The 26,004-nt window shown below is 64.9% G+C and carries 8 protein-coding genes; 4 read left to right on the top strand and 4 right to left on the bottom strand.

The window, feature by feature from the left end:
- Positions 1-57: 57 nt before the first annotated feature.
- The gene (locus tag AC1G9C_RS14835) at positions 58-582 is read left to right on the top strand and encodes a DUF2937 family protein (protein ID WP_480407975.1); all 525 of its coding nucleotides are present in this window, start codon (positions 58-60) and stop codon (positions 580-582) included.
- A gap of 6 nt (positions 583-588) precedes the next feature.
- Here the strand turns inward: AC1G9C_RS14835 and AC1G9C_RS14830 are convergent, their stop codons facing one another.
- From AC1G9C_RS14830 to AC1G9C_RS14820, 3 genes are read right to left on the bottom strand one after another with little or no spacing between them, the layout of a single operon-like run.
- On the bottom strand, positions 589-1,932 hold the full coding sequence (locus tag AC1G9C_RS14830) for a TolC family outer membrane protein (RefSeq protein WP_397496915.1): 1,344 nt from the start codon (positions 1,930-1,932) through the stop codon (positions 589-591).
- A 1-nt stretch (position 1,933) separates the two neighbouring features.
- Complete coding sequence (locus tag AC1G9C_RS14825; RefSeq protein WP_397496914.1) at positions 1,934-3,280, bottom strand: HlyD family type I secretion periplasmic adaptor subunit; 1,347 nt, start codon at positions 3,278-3,280, stop codon at positions 1,934-1,936.
- 6 nt (positions 3,281-3,286) lie between these two features.
- Positions 3,287-5,026, bottom strand: coding sequence for a type I secretion system permease/ATPase (locus tag AC1G9C_RS14820; RefSeq protein ID WP_397496913.1), 1,740 nt, complete (start codon positions 5,024-5,026; stop codon positions 3,287-3,289).
- A gap of 685 nt (positions 5,027-5,711) precedes the next feature.
- Between AC1G9C_RS14820 and AC1G9C_RS14815 the strand changes: the two genes are divergently transcribed.
- Both AC1G9C_RS14815 and AC1G9C_RS14810 read left to right on the top strand, forming a co-directional pair.
- Positions 5,712-16,346, top strand: coding sequence for a peroxidase family protein (locus AC1G9C_RS14815; protein WP_480407974.1), 10,635 nt, complete (start codon positions 5,712-5,714; stop codon positions 16,344-16,346).
- Between the two features lie 81 nt (positions 16,347-16,427).
- The gene (locus tag AC1G9C_RS14810; protein WP_457787488.1) at positions 16,428-17,096 is read left to right on the top strand and encodes a response regulator; all 669 of its coding nucleotides are present in this window, start codon (positions 16,428-16,430) and stop codon (positions 17,094-17,096) included.
- A gap of 11 nt (positions 17,097-17,107) precedes the next feature.
- On the opposite strand, the gene AC1G9C_RS14805 is transcribed toward AC1G9C_RS14810, so the two are convergent.
- A complete protein-coding gene (locus AC1G9C_RS14805; RefSeq protein ID WP_480407973.1) occupies positions 17,108-18,571 on the bottom strand; it encodes a sensor histidine kinase in 1,464 nt (487 codons plus the stop codon).
- Positions 18,572-19,137: 566 nt separating this feature from the next.
- Between AC1G9C_RS14805 and AC1G9C_RS14800 the strand changes: the two genes are divergently transcribed.
- Positions 19,138-25,836, top strand: a complete 6,699-nt coding sequence (locus AC1G9C_RS14800) for a peroxidase family protein (protein ID WP_480407972.1) — start codon at positions 19,138-19,140, stop codon at positions 25,834-25,836.
- The last annotated feature ends 168 nt before the right edge of the window (positions 25,837-26,004 follow it).

Below are 26,004 nucleotides of genomic sequence, written 5' to 3'. Positions count from 1 at the left end.
CCGAAACGTGAGATGCCCAGCGCAGTAGATTTATACACAAGCTCTGAGGGGGGAAGGATGTTGCGAAGCTATCTGCGCCTGGCGCTGTTCGCCTGCGGTCTGCTGCTCGGCGTGCAGGTGCCGGGCTTCGTCGACGACTACGGCAAGCGCGTCGAGGCCCATCGCCTGGAATCGCAGCAGAGTCTCAAGGGCTTTCAGGACACCGCGCGGCGCTTCTTCAAGGGCGACCTGGATGCGCTGGTCGCGCACTACCGGGTCAGCGACGATGCGGTGATGCGCAGCGACGCGCAGAGCGTGGCCCATCTGGTGCAGCGCGCGACCTTGCTGGAGCGCGAGTGGCAGGCCATGCAGGGGCCCTGGTACGCCCAGGCCTGGCACCTGGCCACGGCCGCCGACGGCGAACTGTTCGAGGAAACCCTCGAGGCCTACCGCTACCAGGTGCTGCTGACTCCCGAGGCGATGCTCTGGGGCCTGAGCTGCGCCTTGCTGCTGGCCTGGCTGGCGGAGTCGCTGGCGCTGCTGCTCGCCTGGATGCTGGGCATGGGGCAGACGCGACGCACCCAGCAGCGTCACTGGCGCTGAGCGTACTCAGTAGCCGATCGCCAGCTCCGGGCCCAGGTAGGCATTGGCCTGGAGGATATCGTCCTCGCCGAGCAGGCCGACCGCCGCGGCCAGCTGCAGACGGGCCAGCAGGTAGCGCAGCTTGGCTTCGAGCAGGTCGCGGCGGGCGATGAACACCTGTTCCTCGGCGTTGAGGATATCGACGTTGGTGCTGGAGCCGGCGAGAAAGCCCTTGCGTGCCGAGTCCTGCGCCCGTTCGCTGGAGGCGACGGCCTGTTCCAGGGCGCGGATGCGCGCCTGGCCGCTCTGTACGCCGCGGAACTCGCGGGTGGTGGCGGAGAACACTTCCTCGCGCGCGGCGTTGACTTCCTCGCCGGCCTGTTCGCGGCTGGCGGTGGCCTGGCGCACCCGCGCGCTGACCCCGCCGCCGGCGTACAGCGGCATGTTGAATTCCAGGCCGATGGAGTTGTAGCGGTTGGTCTGATCGATGGTGGAGATCGAGTCGCTCTCGCTGTCGGTATAGCCCAGCACCAGATCCAGGGTCGGCCAGTGGCCGCTGCTGGCGCGTCTGACTTCCTCTTCGGCGAGGCCGTGGTTGACCTGCCGCGCGCGCAGCGTGGGGTTGTTCTGGCGCGCCTTGTTCAGCCAGTCCTGCAGGTTGTTAGGCTGCAGCGGCGGAGTGGGAAAGTCCGCCTGGAGGGTGGCGAGCTGTCGGGGGATGTCGCCGAGCAGTTCCTCCAGCAGGCGCAGGGCGACCACCAGGTTGTCCTCGGCTTCGATCACCTCGGCCTGGGCCAGGTCGCGCCGCGCGGTGGCCTGGTCGACGTCGGTGATGGTGCCGTCGCCCAGGTCGAAACGGCGCTGCGCGGCGGCCACCTGCTGCTCGAAGGCCTTGAGCTTGGCGCGCGACAGGTCGATGGTCTCGCGCGTCAGCAGCACGTCGAAGTAGCGGCTGGCCAGGCGCACGGCGACGTTCTGCGTCTTGGCGTCGAACACCGCCTCGCTGTAGCTGGCGCGCTGCTTGCCCTGGCGGTACTCGACCATCTTCTGGCGGTTGTACAGCGGCTGGCGCAGCTGCAGGCTGAGGTTCTGCGAGTCGTAGTCCAGATCGTTTTCGATGCTCTGGCCGAGCAGGTTTTCCTGCTCCTGGGTGCCGTCGACCCGACTCTTGCTGGCCCGCGCGGTGATCTGCGGCAGCAGCCCGGCCTTGCCTATGGCACGGTTTTCCAGGCCGGCGTCGCGCTCGTGGATGGCCGCGCGGTAGGTCGGACCCTGCAGTTGCAGCTGCTCCCAGGCCTGCAGCAGATCGAGGGCGTGGACGGGCACGGCGGCCAGGCAGCAGAGGCCGAACAGCGTTTGACGCATGAGCATGTCATTGCTCCTTGAAGGCTCCATCGATGCGGTCGAGCAGGGGTTTCATCAGGTAACTCATCAGGTTGCGTTCGCCGGTCTTGATCGTCACGGTGGCCGGCATGCCGGGGCGGATACGGTTGCTGCCGAGCTTGTCCATGCCTTCGGCGGTCACCTCGACCTGGGCCAGGTAGTAGGGCTGCTTGTTGGCCTCGTCGATCAGGCGGTCGGCGGAGATGGTCAGCACGCGGCCGGGGATGTTCGGCGTCTGCGCGTGGTTGAAGGCGGGGAAGGCGATGTCCACCGGCAGGCCGGGCTGCATCTTGTCGATGGCCTGCACCGGCACCATGGCGTCCACCTGCAGCGGCTCGTTGGCCGGCACCACGTCCATGATCCGCGAGCCGGCCTGGATCACCCCGCCGATGGTGGAGGCGGACAGCCCCAGTACCACGCCGTCGATGGGCGAGCGGATCACCGTGTTGGTCACCTCGTAGTCCAGCGCGCGCAGGCGGTCGGCGAGGGCGGCGGCCTCTTTCTGCGCCTCGGTCAGTTGCGATTGCACTTCCTTCTGGAAGTCCTGTTCCAGTTGCAGGATGCGCAGCTTGATTTCGGCGATCTGGTTGCGCGTACGCCCGCTGTCGGCGACGTTCTGCGCCAGCGAGGCGCTCAGTTCGGCGGCGTTGCGCTCCAGTTCGAGCATGCGGTTGCGGGTCACGTAGCCTTCGGCGGCCAGGCTGCGCACGCCGTCGAGTTCCTGGTTGAGCAGCTTGATCTGCGAATTGCGCGAGTACTGCACCTGGCGCAGGCCCTTGAGCTGCTCCTCGGCGCCGCGGATGTTCTCGCGGAGAATCTCGGCCTCGCCGCTCAGCGCCGCGCGGCGGGTGGCGAACAGGCGCTGCTGCAGGGCGACCGAGGCATCCAGACGTGGGTCGCCGGCGAAACGGCTGAGCAGTTCAGGATCGAACTCCACCTGCTCGGCACCGTCGCGCTCGGCCTGCAGGCGGCTTTTCACCGTGCTGACCACTATGTATTGGGCGCTTACCATGCCCTGCTCGGCGATGGCGCGGGTGGCGTCCAGCTCGATCAGTGGCTGGTTGCGCGCGACCAGGTCGCCCTCGCGCACCAGGATGGCGCCGACCGAGCCGCCGGTCAGGTGCTGGATAGTCTTACGGTTGTCGGTGACGTTGACCGTGGCGTTGGCCACTACCCCGGCATCCAGCGGCGCGAGCAGGGCCCAGAGGATGAAACCGCCGAAGCCGGCGAGCACCAGCGACAGGCCCCAGCGGCTCGGCTTGCGGTCGTCCATGTCGATTTCGCAGGGGCTGTCCGCCAGCTGCAGGCTCTTGCTCTCGAACTGTAGGTCGGACATGGCATGTCACTCCTTGCCCCGCACCGAGGCCAGGGTCGGCGCCCCTTTGCCGGTGGGGATCACGTTGGCCTGGCGCAGGGCGGCGAACACCTCGTCGCGGGTGCCGAACATCTGCACCGCGCCTTCGCGCAGCACCAGCACCTTGTCCACCATGTTCAGTACGGTGGGGCGGTGGGAGATCAGCACCAGGGTCTTGCCGCGTTGCTTGAGGTCGACCAGCGCCTGCAGCAGCGCCGCTTCGCCGACGTCGTCGAGGCTGGCGTTGGGTTCGTCGAGGACGATCAGCGACGGCTCGCCGTACAGTGCGCGGGCCAGGCCGATGCGTTGCTTCTGCCCGCCGGACAGCGAGCCGCCGTCGGCGCTGAGGCGGGTGTCGTAGCCCTGCGGCAGGTGCAGGATCATGTCGTGCACGCCGGCCTGCTTGGCGGCGAGGATTACCGCGTCGCTGTCGATCTCGCCGAAGCGGGCGATGTTCTCGGCGACGCTGCCTTCGAACAGCTCGACGTCCTGCGGCAGGTAGCCGAGCCAGGGCCCCAGCTCGGCCTTGTTCCACTGGTAGAGGTCGGCGCCGTCCAGGCGTACCTTGCCGCCTTGCGCCGGCCATACGCCGACCAGCAGGCGCGCCAGGGTGGACTTGCCGGAGGCCGAGGGGCCGATGATGCCCAGCGCCTCGCCGGGCGACAGGTTGAAGCTGATACCGCGCAGGATCGGCGTGGGCGAGCCCGGCGCGCTGGCGAAGGCGTTTTCCACCTGAAGCATGCCCAGCGGCTTGGGCAGCGGCATGGACGGCTTGTGCGCGGGAAAGTCGGCCAGCAGGTCGGACAGCCTGGCCCAGGCGGCGCGGCTGGAGAGCAGCTGCTTCCAGGCCGAGATCACCTGTTCCACCGGCGCCAGGGCGCGGCCGGAGAGGATCGAGCAGGCGATCATCATCCCCGGGGTGATCTTGCCCTGGATCGCCAGCAGCGCGCCGGTGCCGAGGATCAGCGACTGCAGGGTGACGCGCACGAAACGGGTGGCGCCGTTGATGTAGGCGGCGCGGTCGGAGGCCAGGGTCTGCAGTTCGAGGATCTTCAGGTGGTTGCCGAACCAGCGCTGGCGGATCGCCGGCAGCATGCCCATGGCCTCGATCACCTCGGCGTTGCGCAGGTTGTTGTTGGCGAAGCTGCCGGACACCAGCGAAGCCTGGTTGGCCTCGGCCAGCGGCTTGCGCGTGCTGACCTCGGTGAGCCAGGCCAGGGCCACCAGCAGCAGCGAACCGATCAGGGTGATCAGGCCGAGCAGCGGATGCACCAGGTAGATCACCAGCAGGTAGATCGGTGTCCAGGGTGCGTCGAAGAAGGCGAACAGGCCGTTGCCGGTGAGGAACTGGCGCACCTGCGACAGATCCTGCAGGGCCTGCGCCGGGTTGCCGCCGGCGCGGCGCAGGTTGCGCTCGAAGGCGGCGCCGAAGATGCGCTTGTTGAGCATCATGTCGAGGCGGTTGCCGACGCGGATCAGCACGCTGGAGCGCACCACCTCCAGCAGCGCCATCAGCACATAGAGGCCGACCACCAGCAGGGTGAGCATGAGCAGGGTGGTGACGTTGCTGCTGACCAGGGCGCGGTCGTAGACCTGCAGCATATAAACGGCCGGGGTCAGCATCAGCAGGTTGATCACCCCGCTGAAGGCGGCCAGGGCATAGAAGGTACGGCGCAGGCGAAACAACACCTCGGCCAGCTCGGAACGCGGGGACTGCGGGGCGTTCATAGAACCCTCCGGCACTGCATGTTCGCTGAGCGTCCTGCATGGGGAGTGACGGCGTTCCGGCGCTCTGCGGGCCGGTGCGCCTGCTGGGAGACATTTTCCCGTCTCCTCGAATGTCGCCCCCTAGGTATAGATGGGACTTTCGTCGGGGCGCAAGGCGGTTTGGCGGCTTATTTTTCCCATGTTTCATTTTGTTTCTTAGAGAAAATCTTTATGCAGTAAAGATTTATGGCGCAACGCCGCATTTTGATGAGATGACCGACGGTATCTTGACAAGGCTAAGGGCTGGGACTTAAGTCTAACCGTGTAATTGCTGGAAAAGGCCAAGAAACCGTCACGGTTCCCACCAGACCAGCAGCAATACCGAGAAGACCATGACTAGAGTCTTGCTTGACCAGACGCCTGAGGCGTCTCCGCTAGGGCACTTCGCCGACCCGCAATTTCACGGGCCTCCTTCTGCCTGATTTCTGACGCCAGGCTTCGAGCCGGCTTCAGCATAGGGACATACCAAATACCGATTGGACGCCGACGATCCCAGCATGTCGGCGCGGCGGCGTTTGGCCTCTATCCCGGGAACACTCTGACGAATGCGTGACGCGCGCCTGGAGAGGGTGAGTTGTGTCTGCGCCGGGGGTTCTTTGGCTGTGAATTTGCGATTTCAACTGCTGGGCATCAGAGGTGGAAGGAAATGGCCAATTTCATCAAGTCCGATCTCGAGTTCATCCTTCAGCAGATTCTCATCGCCGAAGCACATGCCGCCGGGCAGAGCCTGGACGAGCTGCTGCCCAACTCCCAGGTACCCTGGGGCCTGCGCACCGTGGATGGCAGCTACAACAACCTGGTGGAGGGCCGTACCTTCTGGGGCGCCGCCGACCAGGAGTTCCTCCTGCTGCTGGATCAGCAGTTCCGTAATGACCAGGACGGCGACACCTTCGACATGAACGGCGGTGCGCCGGGCGGAGAGGTGACCAATACCGATTACGGCGCTACCGGCAACGTGGCCGATGCCGACCCGCGGATCATCTCCAACCTGATCGTTGACCAGACCATCAGCAACCCGGCGGCGGTGGCAGTCTACGTCCAGGCCGGTCTCGGTGTACTCGCTGACGGCAGTCAGTTGGACCCGGGTGGCAACCCCTATCCGGTCGGCACCCTGCTGGATCTCGACGGCTTGGCGATTCCCGCCGGCCAGTCGCTGTTTATCCCCAATACCGCGCCGGACGAAGGTCTGTCCGCCGGCTTCAACACCTGGTTCACCTTCTTCGGCCAGTTCTTCGACCATGGTCTGGACCTGGTCAACAAGGGCGGCAACGGCTTTATCTTCATTCCGCTGCAGCCGGACGACCCGCTGTACAACCCGGCCACGCCACAGACCAACTTCATGGTCATTACCCGCGCCAGCGTCGAGGTGGACGCGGACGGCAACCGCGTGCACGTCAACCAGACCACTCCGTTCGTCGACCAGAACCAGACCTACAGCTCGCACGCTTCGCATCAGGTGTTCCTGCGCGCCTATGTGCTGGTGGACGGCCAACCCATGGCCACCGGCAAGCTGCTGACCAACCGCGACCTGGGGGCAGACGGCATCTTCGGTACCGAGGACGACGTGGAACTGGGCGGCATGGCTACCTGGGGCGTGCTCAAGGCTCAGGCCCGCGACGTGCTGGGTATCGAGCTGGACGATTTCGACGTCGGCCGGGTGCCGCTGCTGGCCACCGACCAGTACGGCAACTTCATCCCGGGCGCCAACGGCATGCCGCAACTGGTTACCGCCGGCGGCCTGGTCGAGGCCAGCCTGGCCGCACCGGTGGATGCCTCCCTGGCGCTGAGCACCGGTCACGGCTTCCTCGACGACATCGCCCACTCGGCCAACCCCTTCAACAGCCAGACCGGCGCGCCGTTGGTGGCCGATGCCGATGGCGTGGCCGGGGTCAACGATGGCCTGGCCGGTACCTATGACGACGAACTGCTCGACGCCCACTTCATGGCCGGCGACGGCCGGGTCAACGAGAACATCGGCCTGACCGCCGTGCACCATGTGTTCCACGCCGAGCACAACCGCCTGGTCGAACACACCAAGGACGTGGCCCTGCAGGCTGCCGCCGACGGCGATATCGCCTTCCTCAATCAGTGGCTGCTGCAGCCGGTCGGCGCGATTCCGGCCGATCTGTCGACCCTGGTATGGAACGGCGAACGCCTGTTCCAGGCCGCCAAGTTCGGCACCGAGATGCAGTACCAGCACCTGGTGTTCGAGGAATTCGCGCGCAAGGTGCAGCCGCTGGTGGACGAGTTCCTCATCCCCAACGGTTACGACGCCACCATCAACCCGGCGATCATGGCCGAGTTCGCTCACACCGTGTACCGCTTCGGCCACTCGATGCTGACCGAGACGGTCGACCGGCTCGACCCGAGCTTCCAGAACGACAGCAGCATGGGGCTGATCGAGGCCTTCCTCAACCCGCTGGCGTTCAACGACAACGGCACGTTGTCGCCCGAGGAGGCCGCCGGTGCCATCGTTCGCGGCCTGACCCGGCAACTGGGCAACGAGATCGACGAGTTCGTCACCAGCGCCCTGCGCAGCAACCTGCTCGGTCTGCCGCTGGACCTGGCGGCGATCAATATCGCCCGCGGTCGCGACACCGGCGTGCCGTCGCTGAACGAGGCGCGTGCCGAGTTCTATGCCATGACCGGCGATAGCCAGCTGCGCCCCTACACCAGCTGGCTGGACTTCGCCCTGCACCTGAAACACCCGGAATCGCTGATCAACTTCATCGCCGCTTATGGCACCCATATCAGCATCACCGGGGTAACCTCGTTGGCGGCCAAGCGCGCTGCGGCCATGGATATCGTGTTCGGCGGCGGGGCGATTTCCGACGATGAACGCATGGCTTTCCTCAACGGGCCGGCAGCCAGCACCGGGGTCAACGACATCGACTTCTGGATCGGTGGCCTGGCCGAGCAGATCATGCCCTTCGGCGGCATGCTCGGCTCCAGCTTCAACTTCGTCTTCGAGACGCAGATGGAGGCGCTGCAGAACGGCGACCGCTTCTACTACCTGGCCCGTCTGGACGGCCTCAACTTCCTCACCGAGATGGAGAACAACTCGTTCGCCAAACTGGTGATGCGCCATACCGATGCGGTGCACCTGCCGGCGGATATCTTCTCCACCCCGGGGCTGATTCTCGAGGTGAATCAGGGTGCGCAGTTCAACGAGGGCCTCGGCAGTGCCGACCCGCTTGGCGACAGCCCGCTGATCCCGCTGGTGATCCGCGACAACCCGGAGACTCTGGGGGGCGATACCAACTACCTGCGCTACACCGGTGACGAGCACGTGGTGCTCGGCGGCACCGCCGGCGACGACATCATGGTCAGCAGCCTGGGCGACGACACCCTGTGGGGCGACGGCGGCAACGACCGCCTGGAAGGCGGCGACGGCAACGACGTGATCGAAGGCGGCGCTGGCGACGACATCATCACCGACAAGGGCGGCGACGATGTGCTCAAGGGGGGCGACGGCAACGATGTGATCCACGGCGGCAACGGCTTCAACCTGATCCTCGGCGGCCATGGCAACGACTTCATCATCACCGGCGAGGACGTCTCGGAGGTCTTCGCCGGCACCGGCAACGACTTCATCCTCGGTGCTAAGGGCAACCTGCAGACCATGGGCAACGAGGGCGACGACTGGATCGAGATCGGCACCCAGGACGGTGCGCCCGGCGACAACCTGGAGCCGTTCTCCACCGATACCGTGAACGGCCATGACGTGTTCATCGGCGGCCCCGGCTTCGACGAGGTGATAGGCGAGGGCGGCGACGACATCATGGTCGGCTCCGAAGGCGCCGACCACTTCGACGGCAACTCCGGCTTCGACTGGGCGGTGTACAAGGACGATCGGGTCGGGGTGAAGGTCGACCTGATCGTCGACGACTTCGTCGAGCCGCCGGTGGCGCCATCCAATGCCGGTATCCTCGACCGCTTCGCCGAGGTAGAAGGTCTGTCCGGCTCGGCCTTCGGCGATATCCTGCGCGGCGACAACGCCGACGCGGCGCTGATCGCCCAGGCCGGTGCCCAGGGCAGCGTGCTGACTGCCGAGGGCATCGCCCGTATCACCAACCTGCAGCAGATGCTCACCGAGTTCTTCGGTGCGCCGCAGACTTCCTTCGGTAGCGGCAATATCATCCTCGGCGGCGGCGGCAGCGACGTGCTGGAAGGCCGTGGCGGCGACGACCTGATCGACGGCGACCGCTGGCTCAACGTGCGCATCAGCGTGCGTGCCGGAGTGGATGCCAACGGCAATCCGACCGGCCCGGAAATCGATTCCTTCAACAGCATGAAGGACATGATCACGCTGATGCTCGACGGCGTTTACAACCCGGGGCAGTTGATGATCGTGCGCGAGATACTCGACAGCGCCGATAGCTTCGATACCGCGCTGTATGCCGGGCCGCGTGAGAACTACACGGTGACCACGCTGGCCGGTATGACCATAGTCACCGACAACGTCGGCGACGAGGGCAGCGACCGCCTGCTCAATATCGAGCGCATCCAGTTCGCCGACAGCGCGCTGGTGCTGGTCGGCGGTCAGTTCGTCGAGGAAGTGCCGGGCACCGAACAGGGCGGCAATTTCTCGCCCACCGGCGCGCTGCAGATTCTCGACGTCAATGGCGACCCCGTCGATGCACCGGCTGTGGGCCAGCTGCTGCGGGTCTCCGCCGCCGGCGTCGGCGACGAGGACAATGCCAGCGGCCTGATCACTGGCCGGCCGGTCAGCTATATCTGGCAGTACGAGGCGGTGCCCGGCTCGGGCATCTTCCAGGATATCGTCGAAGAAGGCGGGGCGCGGCCGTCCACCCAGGATGGCGTTTCCTATCGCGTCAGCCCCAACCTGGACGGGCTGGCGATCCGCGTGATCGCCATCTACCAGGACGATAACGGCGTGATGGAACGGGTGGCCTCGGCGGCCACCGACCCGGTAGCGGGCGGTCAACTGCCGCTGCCGCCGGCCCCGTTGCCGGTGGAAAGCGAGGTGGCCAGCCCGGGCGATGGCCTGCGCCTGATTCGCTCCGATCTGCAGTTCATCCTCGACCAGATCATCATTGCCGAGCGCCATGCCGCCGGCGAGGATCTGATGGACATCATCCCCAACTCGCGCCTGCCCTGGGGGCTGCGCACTGTGGATGGTTCGTACAACAACCTGGTCTTTGGGCAGGAGCACTTCGGTGCGGCGGATCAGCCGTTCCCGACCTCGACGACGCAGAACTTCATCAATGATCCCGATGGCGACACCATCGACTTCAATGGGCCGGGCATTCCGGGCGGTGAATTCAGCAACGGCAACTATGCCTACGATCCGGCCGATGTGACCGATCCGACCGATCCCACCGCGCCCTGGAACGTGGTGGACGCCGATCCGCGGATCATCTCCAACCTGATCGTCGACCAGACCATCACCAACCCGGCGGCGGTGCAGGCCTATGTCGATGCCGGTCTGGGTACCCTGGACGTCAACGGGGTGCTGCTGGATCTCAACGGCCAGCCGATTCCGGAGGGTATGCCGCTGTTTATCCCCAACAGCGCACCGGACGAGGGCCTGTCGGCCGGCTTCAACTCCTGGTTCACCCTGTTCGGTCAGTTCTTCGACCATGGCCTGGACCTGGTCAACAAGGGCGGCAACGGCACGGTGTTTATCCCGCTGCAGCCGGACGACCCGCTCTATGTCGAGGGCGGTTCGACCAACTTCATGGTGCTGACCCGTGCCACCAACCAGGCGGTGCTGGCCGGTACGGACGGTGTGCTCGGCACCTCCGATGACGTGCATGTGCATGTCAACCAGACCACGCCGTTCGTCGACCAGAACCAGACTTACACCTCGCATGCCTCGCACCAGGTATTCCTGCGCGAGTATGCCATGACCGACGAGGGCCCGGTGGCCACCGGGCGCCTGCTCAACGGCGCCGACGGCGGCCTGCCGACCTGGGCCGAGGTCAAGGCGCAGGCACAGGCGCTGCTGGGCATCATCCTGACCGATGCTGATGTGGTGAACGTGCCGCTGCTGGCTACCGACCAGTACGGCAAGTTCATCCCGGGTGCCAACGGCTATCCGCAGTTCGTTACTGGAGGAGGATTGGAGCCGGCTGGTCCCGGTGGCGTGGCGGTGCCCAATGACGTGATTCGCACCAATCACGCCTTCCTCGACGATATCGCGCATAACGCCAACCCGATCAACGGTCAGACGGGCGCGATGAAGACCGCCGATGCCGATGGTGCGGTCGGGCTGACCGATGATCTGGGTAACCCGGTGTCGTCCAATCTGTTCTTCGACGACGAGCTACTCGATGCCCACTTCATCACCGGCGACGGTCGCGGCAACGAGAATATCGGCTTGACCGCCATCCACCATGTGTTCCATGCCGAGCACAACCGCGTGGTAACGCATACCAAGGACGTGGTGCTGGCCTCCAACGACCTCGACTTCATCAACCAGTGGTTGCTGGAGCCGGTGACAGAGCTGCCGACCAGCCCGGACGGCCTGGTGTGGAACGGCGAGCGGCTGTTCCAGGCCGCGCGCTTCGCCACCGAGATGCAGTACCAGCACCTGGTGTTCGAGGAGTTCGCGCGTAAGGTGCAGCCGCAGGTGGACGTGTTCTTCAACGCCACCCAGGTCTACGACAGCACCCTCAACCCGGCGATCATGGCCGAGTTCGCCCACGTGGTGTATCGCTTCGGCCACTCGATGCTGACCGAGACGGTGGATCGCTTCGACCCGAACTTCGTCTCCAGCGAACTGGGGCTGATCGAGGCCTTCCTAAACCCGCTGGCCTTCAACCAGCTCAGCGATGGTAACGGTGGCTTCGTCACCGTCAGCGCCGAGGAGGCCGCCGGTGCCATCGTCCGTGGTATGACCCGACAACTCGGCAACGAGATCGACGAGTTCGTCACCGAGGCCCTGCGCAACAACCTGCTCGGCCTGCCGCTGGACCTGGCCACCATCAACCTGACCCGCGGCCGGGAGACCGGGGTGCCGTCGCTCAACGCGGCGCGTCAGGAGTTCTACAACATGACCGGCGATAGCCAGCTGAAGCCCTACACCAGCTGGGTCGACTTCGCCATGAACCTCAAACACCAGACCTCGCTGGTCAACTTTATCGCCGCCTATGGTACGCATGCGGCCTTGCAGGAGCTCGACGTCAATACCCTGGCCGAGAAACGGGCGGTGGCCTTCGCCCTGGTATTCGGCGGCACGGCGTTGATCAATGAGGGAACCGCCGAGGAACGGCTATTCGACGCAGATGGCGCCGGTGTCGACCGCATGGCCTTCCTGCATGGGCCTGCAGCCACTACCGGGGTCAACGCCATCGACTTCTGGATCGGCGGCCTGGCCGAAAAGATCATGCCCTTCGGCGGCATGCTCGGCTCCACCTTCAACTTCGTCTTCGAGACGCAGATGGAGGCGCTGCAGGATGCCGACCGCTTCTACTACCTGGAGCGTCTGGCCGGCCTGAACATGCTGACCGAGATGGAGAACAACTTCTTCTCGCGCATGGTGATGGCCAATACCAATGCCACCCACCTGCCGGGGGATATCTTCTCCACCCCGGGCTTTATCCTCGAGGTGGACCAAACCAAACAGTACACCGGCCTGGGCGACGATGGCCGCGCCGATCCGGAAGGCGACAACCCGTTGCTGCCAGACGTGATGCGTGGGCCCAACTTCCTGCAGTACAACGGCGGTGAGCACGTGGTGCTCGGCGGCACGGACGGCAATGACACCTTGGTTGGTGGCATCGGCGACGACACCCTGTGGGGCGACGCCGGCAATGACCGTCTGGAAGGCGGCTTCGGCAACGACCTGATCATGGGCGGGGCCGGCGACGACATCATCACCGACATGGGCGGCGACGATGTGATCCGGGCCGGCGAAGGCAACGACGTGATCCATGCCGGCAATGGCTTCAACCTGGTGATGGCCGGCCATGGCAAGGACTTCGTCATCTCCGGCGAGGACTCCACCGAGGTGTTCGGCGGCCCGGGCGACGACTTCATCCTCGGCACCCGCGGCAACGAGGCGCAGTTCGGTAACGAGGGCAACGACTGGCTGGAACTGGGCGGTCCCGACGGCAACGGCGGCGACAACTTCAACGAGTTCGGCCTGGACAACGTGATCGGCCACGACGTATTCATCGGCGAGTTCGGCATCATCGACCGCATGGACGGCGAGGGTGGCGACGACATCATGTTCGGCAACGGCGGCGAGGGCGACCGCTACGTCGGCGGCTCCGGCTTCGACTGGGCGGGTTTCCGCGACGATCCGTTCGGGGTCAACGTGGACTTCCGTCTGCGCGCCTTCGACGAAACGCCGGTGGCACCGTCCGATGTATCGGTGCTGGCGCGCTTCGAGTTCATGGAAGGGCTGTCGGGCTCGCACCATGCCGACATCCTCAACGGCGATGACCGTGACGCCACGGCCATCGCCCTATCCGGCGCCTACGGCAGCGTGCTGAGCAACGACTACATGGACATGGTCGACGGCTTGCGGGCGTTCATCAACGAGCTGGCCGACCCGCTGACCACCGCCGGTGAGGTCACCTCCTTCGGTGCGGGCAATATCATCCTCGGCGGCAACGGCAGCGACCTGATCGCCGGTAACGGCGGCGACGACCTGATCGACGGCGACATGTGGCTCAACGTGCGCATCAGCGTGCGGCAGAACCTCGACGGCACGGGACCGGAAATCGCCACCTTCAACAGCATGGTGCCGATGATCCCGCTGATGCTCAACGGCACCTACAACCCGGGGCAACTGGTCATCGTCCGTGAGCTGATGTCCGGCACGGTCGACCCGAACAACCTCGGGCAGTCCTTCGATACGGCGGTCTACTCCGGGCTGATGTCCGAGTACGAAGTGATCGAGTGGGGCGATGGCCTGTGGGGTGTCCGTCACGTCGGCCTGGATGGCGTGGACAACGACGGCGACGGCTTCCTCGATGTGGTCGGCGCCGATGGCGCGGACATGATCCGCAATATCGAGCGCATCCAGTTCAACGATCAGGCCATGGTGCTGGTGGCGGGACGCAACGCCGAGGTGGAAGGCGCGCTGCGCATCAGCGACGGCTCGCCCAGCGTCGGCCAGGTGCTCAGCGTTTCGGCTGCGCTGGTGCGCGACGCCGATAATATCGGCGCCGGCAATCCGAACGGTGCCGTCACCGGCCCGATCAGCTACTACTGGCAGGTGGATGTTGAGGGCGACGGTACCTTCGCCGATATCGTCACGGAAAACATCGGCGGCGAGGCCGCCCGTGCCACCGGCCCGACCTTCACCGTGAGGCCGGAGTTCGAGGGCCTGGCCCTGCGCGTCAAGGCGATCTACAAGGACGCCCACGGCGTGCTGGAAACCGTGTTCTCGGCGCCGACCAGCCTGGTCGTGCAAGGTGGCGATCCGAACGATCTGCCGGTGGGCAGCGTGCTGATCAGCAATATGGCGCCTTCGCTGGGCAATGAGCTCACGGCGATCAATGCCTTTACCGATGCCGATGGTCTCGCCGGCGTGGCGTTCTCCTACCAATGGCAGGCCGGCACGGGTGGCAACTTCGCCAATATCGCCGGCGCCACCGGGGTGAACTTCACCCCGACCGTGGCCCAGGCCGGGCAGCAGATCCGGGTGGTGGTCAGCTACACCGATAACGGCAATACCCTGGAGTCGCTGACGTCGGCGGCTACTGCGGTGCTGGCGGGGATCATGGTCATGACGACGTTCGGCGGCACCCTGACGGGAACCGCGGGTAGCGAAATCATGCTGGGCAGCGACGGGGACGACAGGCTCCTTGGCATGGGGGGGGACGATACGCTGGAGGGTGGAGTCGGTAATGATGTGCTGATAGGTGGCACGGGCAATGACATCATGCGCGGTGGTATTGGCAATGACACCTATGAGGTGACCGAGGCGGGCGACCAGGTGATCGAATTGGGCAGTGAGGGCGTTGATACGATATGGACATCGTTGGCCAGCTATACGCTGCCAGTCAACGTGGAGCGCCTGATGTACGGTGGTAGTGGCAACTTCACCGGGACGGGCAACGGTCTGGATAACTGGCTCCAGGGCGGAGCCGGTGACGACAGACTCAGTGGGAGTGCCGGTAACGATACCCTGGTCGGTGGGGTTGGCAACGATGTGCTGATCGGCGGCGCGGGCAACGACATCATGCATGGCGGTGCCGGCAGCGACACCTACGAGGTGACCGAGGCGGGCGATCAGGTGATTGAGCAGGGCGGTGAAGGCTACGACACGGTGTGGACATCGTTGGCCAGCTATACGCTGACCGCCAACGTGGAACGCTTGATGTACGGTGGCAGTGGCAACTTCACCGGGACGGGCAACGGTCTGGATAACTGGCTCCAGGGCGGATCCGGCCTCGACCGACTCAGTGGCGGTGCCGGTAACGACACCCTGGTAGGGGGACTCGGCAACGATGTGCTGATCGGCGGCACGGGAAACGACATCATGCGTGGCGGTGTCGGCAGCGACACCTACGAGGTGACCGAGGCGGGCGATCAGGTGATCGAGCTGGGTGGTGAGGGCTACGACACGGTATGGACGTCGCTGGCCAACTATACGCTGACGGCCAACGTGGAGCGCCTGATGTACGGTGGCAGTAGTAACTTCACCGGCACGGGCAACGGACTGGAGAACTGGCTTCAGGGGGGAACCGGTCACGATAGGTTTAGTGGCGGTGCCGGCAACGACACGCTGGTCGGTGGGGCTGGCAACGATGTACTGATCGGTGGCACGGGCAACGACATCATGCGTGGCGGTGCCGGCAGCGACACCTACGAGGTGACCGATTCGGGCGACCAGGTGATCGAGCTGGGCGGTGAGGGTTACGACACGGTGTGGACGTCGCTGGCCAGTTATACGTTGACGGCCAATGTGGAGCGCCTGATGTACGGTGGCAGCGGCAACTTCGCAGGCACCGGTAATGCCTTGGACAACTGGATCCAGGGCGGCGCCGGCAACGATGTGCTGACCGGCGGTGCTGGCAACGACACGCTGGTGGGCGGCCCCGGCAACGATATCTTCCTGTTCGGGCCGAACTTCGGCAATGACCGGATCACGGACTTCGATGCCAACCCTGCCGGTGGCCAGGATCTGCTCAATATCGCCGCGCTGGGGATTACGGCAGCGACCTTCGCCGCTCGGGTGAGTATCGCCGATGCCGGTGCCGACACCCTGGTGACCATCAACGGCGCTAATGGCGGCACCATCACCCTGGTGGGCGTCACCAACCACACCACGGTCACCTCGGCGGACTTCCAGCTGGGTTGAGCTAGGGGCGAGTCCAGGGTGTCTGGCCTCGGCCAGGCACCCTGGGCGACAAGGGTATAAACCTTGAGGGGAGCATATTCGATGAGCGACAAGATCAAGGTAGGCATAGTCGACGACCACCCGTTGCTGCGTCAGGGGGTGGCTGCGACCCTGAACCGGGTGGAGGACTTCGAAGTGGTGGAGCAGGGCGGCTGTGCCGACGAGGCGCGGGATATCTCCGCGCGCTGTCAGCCGGACGTGCTGCTGATGGACGTCAACATGCCCGGCGATACCTTCGCCGCGGTGCGCGCCATCAGCAAGGCGCAGCCCAGGGTCAAGGTGCTGATGCTGACGGTGTCGGAGTCCGAGGACGACGCCTATGCGGCGCTGGAGGGCGGCGCTCAGGGCTATGTGCTCAAGGGTGTCAGCGGGCCGGAGCTGATCCAGGCGATCCGTACCGTGGCCAAGGGCGAGACCTTTATCACTCCGGCGCTGGCGGCGCGCCTGCTGAGCAACTTCCGCAAGCATCGCAGCGAACAGCACGGTCCCGATCTGACCCACCGCGAAGAACAGATCATCCGCGAGGTCGCCAGCGGCCTGACCAATCGCGAGGTGGCGGCCAAGCTCGGCTTGAGCGAGAAGACGGTGAAGTACTACATGACCAACGTGATGCAGAAGCTGCATGCGCGCAATCGGGTCGAGGCGGTGGCGGCGGTGCGCCGTTACTGGGAAAGCCGCAAGACCTGGCATGTGGGCATTAGCACGCCCTGATCCATTGACTGCTACTGGCGGCTATCGCCGCCGCGCAAATCGAATCTGGCCTTGACCCGGGTGCCTTGCCCGGGGGCCGATTCGAGTTCGAAGGTCCCGCCCAGCGATTCCACCCGATAGCGCATACCCGCCAGCCCGAGACGCGAGCGGTGCGACCCCGTCGCGGCCTGACGCGCCTGATCGATGCCTGCGCCGGCGTCCGCCACCTGCACCTCCAGCACGCCCTGCCGGCACCCCGCGCGCACCGACTGACCCTGGCCACCGGCATGGTGGAAGGCGTTGTTCAGCGCCTCCTGCACCAGGCGATAGACGCAGATCTTGTAGGGCAGGCTCAGCGTCGCCGGCAGTTCGCCGAGCTCGAGCTGCACCTTGGTTTCGCTGCGCTGCTCATGGCGTTGCACCACCAGCTTGAGCAGCTCGTCCAGGCTCAGCTCGTTGATCTCCGGCAGCGCCAGGCCGCGGGAAATGCCGCGTATCTCGCGCAGGCTCTCCTGGGCGGCGCTGCGGATGGTCTCCAGCGCGTCGTTTTCCCCGGTCTGGCAAAGCTCGGCCAGCTCGTCCAGACGCAGCAGGATCAGGGTCAGGAGCTGCGCTGGGCCGTCGTGCAGGTCGGCGCCCAGGCGCCTGTGGGTCAGCTCGTTGATGGTGGCGAACTCGCGGCTGGCGGTATTGACCCGCTGCTGCAGGGCGGCGTTCTGCTGGTGCAAGGCCTCCTGCTCGCGCATCTGCTGGCGCAGGATCGCCTGCTGGCGGTCGATGATGCGGTCGCCACGGCGGACGATGAGAAAAAGCAGCAGGAGCATGGCCAGGGTGGCCGCGGCGATGATGGCCCAGACCTGCTGGTGGATGCTGCCGATCTCGTGCTCCATCTCGTAGAACTCGCCGATGGCGATGATCCGCCCGCTGCCGAACTCGCGCAGCGGCACATAGGTTTCGTATAGCGGCCGGTTGAAGCTGCGCTCGTAGGCGTGCTCGTCGTGATCCAGCGGGCTCAGGCGGGTGACTACCTTGCCCTGCATGGCGGCGGCGATGGGGGAGGCCGGATAGTAGTAGAAGGCCGCACGTTTACTGGTGCTGTAGACGTTGCGGCCGTCGGGCAGCCAGATCTTCACCGAGACGACGTGCTGCTTGAGCGAGGTGTCTTTCATCAGGTTATCGATGGCTTGCACGCTCTCGGCTTTCAACGCGCTGGCTGAGGCCAGCTCCTGCACGTATTCGTCGAGGTAGGCCTCCATGTAGATGGCTGCGCCTTCGCCCGCGCTCTGCGCTGCGGCGAGCTTGATCTGCTGGCTGACCAGACTGCCGACGAAGACCATGCTCACGCCGAGGATCAGCGCCGCGGCGAGGACGAACTGCAGCGAGCGGTTCGATTGCCCCAGGCGGCGCCACCAGGACGAGGCGGATTCGACCAAAGTCCCATCGACGGCCTCGACCAAGGTCTTCGAATTTGATTCGACCTTTGCATCTATGGACATCGTCGTCGCTCCCCGATGCTTGCAACCAAGTGCTGAAAGATCTCCCGGTGGTTCCCGTACTACTGAGGTCTATCAACAAGCTAGTTCAGGATTCGCCTCGCAGGGTCGCCGCGACGTCGTTACCGACTCCCGTCAAGTCGGTCGAGTCGCGCAGGCCGAGGTGCGAGGGCCGTTACAGCCGTAGCTTGATGGGGCTCAGGGAAGTGGGCCTCGGGCATTGCAAGCGTGGCGTCGGCGGCGGGATGCGGTGCAGGAGAGGGCACAGCGACCGTCGCACCGCGTCACCCGCGCCGGAGCGCAAGAACATGGACAGCAGTCCACGCCGCACTGAAGCGGCGACCTCATGCGGCACCGCCGGCTTGTGGCATTGCCACGGACCGCCCTAGCCACGTCCTGCTGCCCCGCAGCCGCCCGGGTTGAGCAAGCGCCAGTTGCGGCTCGATCCCCCTGCACCGATCCAGACACTCTTCTGCCTGCGCTTAGCCACGCCGTTGCAATGTTGCCGTATGCATGTGGTTTTTCTGACGCCTTCGTCAGTCGCACTCACATCGAGGGAGCACAACAAAATGGCCGTCAATACAACCCAATCCGATCTGGAATTCATCCTCCAGCAAATCAAGATCGCCGAAGCCCACGCCGCCGGCGCCTCGCTCTACGACCTGGTCGGCAACCCGCTGCTGCCCTATGGTCTGCGCACGGTCGACGGCACCTACAACAACCTGGTGCCTGGCCAGGAGTACTACGGCTCGGCCGACCAGACCATGCCGCGCCTGTTGGAGCCGGAGTTCCGCGATGCGGAGAACGGTATCGACGGCGCCGGCGCGCCCCCCGGCTTCCCCGGTTCGGGTACCCAGACCAGCTACGAACAGACCAGCGGCTATGTGGTGGATTCGCAGCCACGGGTGATCAGCAACCTGATCGTCGATCAGAGCCTGAACAATCCTGCAGTGATAATGGCCGCGCTGGAATACGCCGGATCCAGCGACGTCTTTGGCGATGCGCAACTGGTGGCGTCGGCCTGGGCTGCCCTGAAGGCGGCCGAGGCGGCAGAGCAGGACACCCTGGCGGCGCTTGAAGCCAGCGAAGCCAATCTGCTTGTTTCCGCCGAAGCGGTGCTGGCTGCACACGCGGCGGTCGTCGACGCCCAGACCCAGGCCGATGCCGATGCCCTGGCGCATACGGATGCGCTGGCGCTGGTGGCGGCCGCGCAGGCGGATCAGGCGCTGGCCCAGGCGACATTGCTGGAAGCGTTCAACACCAATGGCGACGTCATGACCGCGCTGGCCGCATACAGTGATGCCGTGGCCGTCACCAATGCCGCGGTGCAAGCCGCTGGGCTGCTCGGCGAGATCGCCACCGCTTCGGCCGCAGTGGCAGAGTCTGCCATGGATGACGTCACAGCTGCGCTGGCGCAACTGCAGAGCGATACCGACGCTCGCGATGCCTTGCTGGAGGTGCTGCCCGCGGCCAAGGCCGCCGAACTCGATCAATTGCTGGCCAACCTGGGCATCGTCATGGACAACGGCAGCGTGCTGGTGCCCAACCTGGCCCCGGACGAGGGTTTGAGCGCTCCTTTCAACGCCTGGATGAGCCTGTTCGGCCAGTTCTTCGACCATGGCCTGGATCTGGTCAACAAGGGGGGCAGCGGCATGGTGTATATCCCGCTGCAGCCGGACGATCCGCTGTACGTCGAAGGCTCGCACAGCAACTTTATGATCCTCACCCGCGCCACCAACCAGCCGGGGCCGGATGGCATTCTGGGCACCGCCGACGACGTGCGTGAGCATGTCAACCAGACCACCCCCTTCGTCGACCAGAACCAGACCTACACCTCGCATGCCTCGCACCAGGTGTTCCTGCGCGAATACATGCTGCACGATGGTAAGCCTGTAGCCACCGGGCATATGCTCGACGGAGCCAACGGGGGGCTGGCCACCTGGGCCGACATCAAGGCGCAGGCGCGCGAGATGCTCGGCATCGACCTGACCGATGCCGATGTCGGCAACGTGCCGCTGCTGGCCACCGACCCCTATGGTCAGTTCATCCGTGGCGAGAACGGTTTTCCCAAGCTGGTGATGGCCGGCCCGCCGCCCTATGAGGTCGAAGGCAACCCCGACAGCCCGATCTCCACCGCTGGTGCCGCCCGTACCGGCCATGCCTTTCTCGACGATATTGCCCACAGCGCCAACCCGTTCAACTCCAATGGTTCCATGAAGGTGGCCGATGGCGATGACGAAGTCGGCCTGGGTGGCCCGCCTGTTGCGAATCCGGATTTCAACCCCGGTTTGCCGGTAGGCCCTGGCAATCTGCCGACACTGGCGCAATACGACAACGAACTGCTCGACGCCCACTACATCACCGGCGACGGTCGCGGCAACGAGAACATCGGCCTGACCGCGGTGCACCATGTGTTCCACTCCGAGCACAATCGCCTGGTCGAGTCCAACAAGCAGACCATTCTCGCCAGCGGCGATCTGGCCTTTATTAACGAATGGTTGCTGGTACCGGTGAATGAGGTGCCGGGTAGCGCCGATGGGCTGATCTGGAACGGCGAGCGGCTATTTCAGGCCGCGCGCTTCGTCAACGAGATGCAGTACCAGCATCTGGTGTTCGAGGAGTTCGTGCGCAAGATCCAGCCGTTCACCGACATCTTCATGGTGCAGCCGGATATCGAGATCGACGCGGCCATCGTCGCCGAGTTCGCCCATGTGGTGTACCGCTTCGGCCACTCCATGCTCAACGAAACGGTGGATCGGCTGAGCTTCGACATGCAGTCCAGCGACATCGGCCTGATCGAGGCCTTCCTCAACCCGGTCGAGTTCGGCAGCGCCGATGCCGATGTCATGGCCGGCTCGATCATCCGCGGCATGACCCGGCAGACCGGCAACGAGATCGACGAGTTCGTCACCGGCGCCTTGCGCAACAACCTGGTGGGGCTGCCCCTGGACCTGGCGGCGATCAATATCGCCCGCGGCCGCGACACCGGCGTGCCGTCGCTCAACAGCGCGCGCGAGCAGTTCTTCGCCGCCACCGGCGACAGCAACCTCAAGCCCTACGTCAGCTGGACCGACTTCGCGCTGAACATCAAGAACCCGGCGTCGATCATCAACTTCATCGCCGCTTACGGCCAGCACGACAGCATTCTCGCGGCCGATACCGCCGAAGCCAAGCGCGCCGCCGCCACCCTGCTGGTGATGGGCGGTAGCGGCAGCCCCAGCGATCGCACCGACTTCCTCAACAGCAGCGGAACCTGGGCCGACCGGGAGTCCGGCCTGAACCTGGTGGACTTCTGGATCGGCGGGCTGGCCGAGCGCAAGATGCCGTTCGGCGGCATGCTCGGCTCGACATTCAACTTCGTCTTCGAAGTGCAGATGGAGAAGCTGCAGGACGGCGACCGCTTCTACTATCTGTCGCGCACCCAGGGGCTCGACCTGTTGGGGGCGCTGGAGGCCAACTCCTTCGCCTCGCTGGTGATGGCCAATACCGACCTCGGCCGGCCGGGTTCCTCGCACCTGCCGGGTGATCTGTTCGCTTCGGTGGACCATATCCTCGAGCTGAACCAGGCGCTGCAGATCGGCGCCGACCCGGTATGGGACGATCCCATCATGCAGGCGCTGACGCCCATGGTGGAACGTGGCGAGGGCTACCTGCGCTACAACGGTGAAGCCCATGTGGTGCTGGGTGGCAGCGAAGGCAACGACACCCTGATCGGCGGCATCGGCGACGACACCCTGTGGGGCGACGGCGGAAACGACCGCCTGGAGGGTGGCTACGGCAACGACATCATCCAGGGCGGCGACGGCGACGACATCATTACCGACATCGGCGGCGACGACATCATCAAGGCCGGTGCCGGCAACGACGTGATCCACGGTGGCAACGGGCTGGATCTGATCTTCGGCGGTGAAGGCGACGACTTCATCATCGGCGGCACCGACGGCAAGGAAATCATGGGTGGCACCGGTAATGATTTCATCCACGGTGGCGACGGCATCGACGCGCTGTTCGGCGGTTCCGGCGACGACTGGGTGGAAGGCGGTGGACGTTTCGACTACATCGCCGGCGATAACGGCGACATCTTCTTCGAGAGTCCGATCCTTGGCCACGACGTGCTCAACGGTGGCCAGGGCGACACCGACTACGACGCCGACTCCGGCGACGACATCATGTTCGCCGGCGCCGGCATCCAGAAGAACATCGGCATGTGGGGCTTCGACTGGGTGATCCACAAGGACAGCACGGTGTCCGCCTACTCGGATCTCAATCAGATGGTGTTCGACACCGAGCCGCTGAAGGTATTGCGCGACCGCTTCAGTCAGGTCGAAGCACTGTCGGGATGGGATCTGGACGATGTGTTGCGCGGCGATGATCGTGCCAACGATCCGGAAGCCGAAGCAGAGCGGCAGATGGACGAGAACAATTTCCTCAGCCAGGCTGGCGTGGATCGCATCAACGGATTGCGCGAGCTGCTGGACTACCTGGTTCCTCAGAAGCCGGAGCCGCTCGCGCCCGGACGCCTGGATGACATCGTCGCCGAGGTCGATGCGCTGCTTGCGTCCTTTATGGGGGATACCGGATCGGGTCCGCTGAGTCAGCTTGAATTCCTCTTCGCCTTCCTGGAAAACCCGCAGGATACCGAGGTGGGAAATCTCGTCGAGGCTTTGCACGCCGAAGTCGATTTCTTGCTAGGCGGCACGGCCAGCCTGGGCAACCTGGGAGCACTGGTCACAGGGCTGACCGAGGTGGTGGCCGCGCGGATCACCGACCTTTCGGTCGAGGATCTGCAGACCGTCACCAGTGGTCTGACGGATGCGTTGGCTAGCCTGATTGCCGCGGATCTTGAGTCGGCGATTGCCTTCAACGCCGGCAATATCCTGCTAGGCGGTGGCGGTAGCGATGTGATCGAGGGGCGCGGCGGCGACGACTATATCGACGGCGCGGCCTGGCTCAACGTGCGCATCAGCATTCGCGACGATGCAGGCACTGAGATTGGCACAGCCGACGGGATGACCAAACTCATCACTGGCAAGAGCGGCATCCTGGCTGGCACTTCGGACAACCTGACGCTGGATCAGGCCATGTTCAGCCGCCTGCTTAACCCTGGGCAGCTACATATCGTCCGTGAAATTCTCTACAGCAAGGATGAGAACGATATCGACACCGCCGTGTACTGGGGACTGGCGGAAGAGTACGACATCATCGAGAACTTCGATGGCACCTGGACCGTTGCCCATACCCGCTTCGCTGGAGGCGGTGGCACCGTGACCACCTTCGACCCGCTCGATCCGGATGGCCTGCACACTACTCGCCGGATAGTGTCGGATGGCACCGATACCCTGCGCAATATCGACGTTCTGCGGTTCGCTGACCGGGAGGTGTGGCTGGTGGATCGACCGGCCGAGGGTAGTGTGACCATCAGCAACATGGCGCCCAGCGAGGACGAGATGCTGCTGGCGGCCGCCATCGTCAGCGACCCCAACGGCAGCCAGTTTGCCGTGCTCAGCTACGCCTGGCAGGCGCTGGTGGCCGGCGAGTGGGTGCAGGTCGGCACGGGGCAGAGCTTCCAGCCCGGCGATGCCGAAGTGGGCTTGCCGCTGCGCGTGGAGGTCAGCTTCAACGATGATATGGGCAACCCCGAGACGTTGATTTCCGAAGTCACCGAACCGGTGGTCAACGTCAACGACGCGCCCACCGGGCTGCCGCAGCTCAACAATCCGACGCCCAGTGTCGGTCAGACGTTGATCGCTTCCGCCGCGCAGATCGCCGATGCCGACGGCCTGGTCGGCGTGACCTTCGCCTACCAGTGGCAGGTCGGCAGCGGCGATAGTTTCAGCAATATCGCCGGCGCCACCGCGCAGAGCTTCACCCTGACGGCGGCTCAGGCCGGCCAGCAGGTGAGGGTGGTGGTCAGTTACACCGACAACCGCGGTACCTTCGAGTCGTTGACCTCGGTGGCCACTGCCATTGTGGCCAGTGCGGTGATCATGGGCACCAGCGGGCCCGACACGATTAACGGCACGGCAGCGGATGATCACATCATGGGGCTCGGTGGGGACGACCGCCTCAGCGGCCTCGGTGGCAATGATGTTCTCGAGGGGGGGGCAGGCAATGACACTCTGATTGGCGGTGCGGGCGACGACATCATGATTGGCGGTACCGGCAACGACACCTACGAGGTGACCGAGGCGGGCGATCAGGTGATCGAGCAGGCCGGAGAGGGCTATGACACGGTGTGGACCTCGCTGGCCAGTTATGCCCTACCAGCTAATGTGGAGCGCCTGATGTATGGCGGTTCGGGAAACTTCACCGGTACCGGCAATGGTCTGGACAACTGGATCCAGGGTGGAGCCGGCAATGATCGCCTGAGCGGTGGCGCTGGCAACGACACCCTGGTGGGCGGCGCCGGTGACGATATCCTGATTGGCGGTGCGGGAAACGACATCATGCGCGGCGGCGCCGGCAACGACACCTATGAGGTGACCGAGGCGGGCGATCAGGTGATCGAACTGGCCGGGGAGGGTTACGACACGGTATGGACCTCGCTGGCCAGTTACACGTTGACGGCCAATGTGGAGCGCCTGATGTATGGCGGTTCGGGAAACTTCACCGGTACCGGCAATGGTCTGGATAACTGGATCCAGGGTGGAGCCGGCAATGATCGCCTGAGCGGTGGCGCTGGCAACGACACCCTGGTGGGCGGCGCCGGTGACGATATCCTGATTGGCGGTGCGGGCAACGACATCATGCGCGGCGGCGCCGGCAACGACACCTATGAGGTGACCGAGGCGGGCGACCAGGTGATCGAGCTGGCAGGTGAGGGTGTTGATACGGTCTGGACTTCGCTCGCCAGCTATACCCTGACGGCGAATGTGGAGCGTCTGATGTATGGCGGCTCGGGCAACTTCACCGGGACGGGTAATGCCTTGGATAACTGGATCCAGGGCGGCGTCGGCAACGACGTGCTGACCGGCGGTGCCGGCAACGACACGCTGGTGGGGGGGCTCGGCAACGACATCTTCGTGTTCGGCCCCAACTTCGGCAACGACAGCATCATCGGCTTCGACGCCAATCCGGCTGGAGGTCAGGACCTGCTCAATATCGCGGCCTTCAACCTGACCGCGGCGACGTTCGCCAGTCGAGTCAATATCGCCGATGCGGGCAGCGATGTGCTGGTGACGGTTAACGGTGCGGACGGCGGCAGCATCCGCCTGGTCGGTGTGACCGACCACACCACCGTGACCATCGCCGACTTCCAGTTGGCGTGAGGCGGCGTGATCCCTGGCGTTCGGGTCACGCGCGGTAGGCCAGGGTCGGCGCCAGGTTTGCTACGGCACGTCGCCTGCGGGGGCGGCGTTCCGTAGTTTCTTTGCCTCCAGTAGCAGAAACCCCAGCCTGGCTGGGGTTTCTTTTAGCGTTATCTGTTGATGCCCCGA

The sequence above is a fragment of the Pseudomonas sp. ABa2 genome (genome assembly GCF_056676075.1).
Note: the sequence above shows the minus strand (reverse complement) of the source record. Positions and strands in the feature narration are given on the sequence as shown.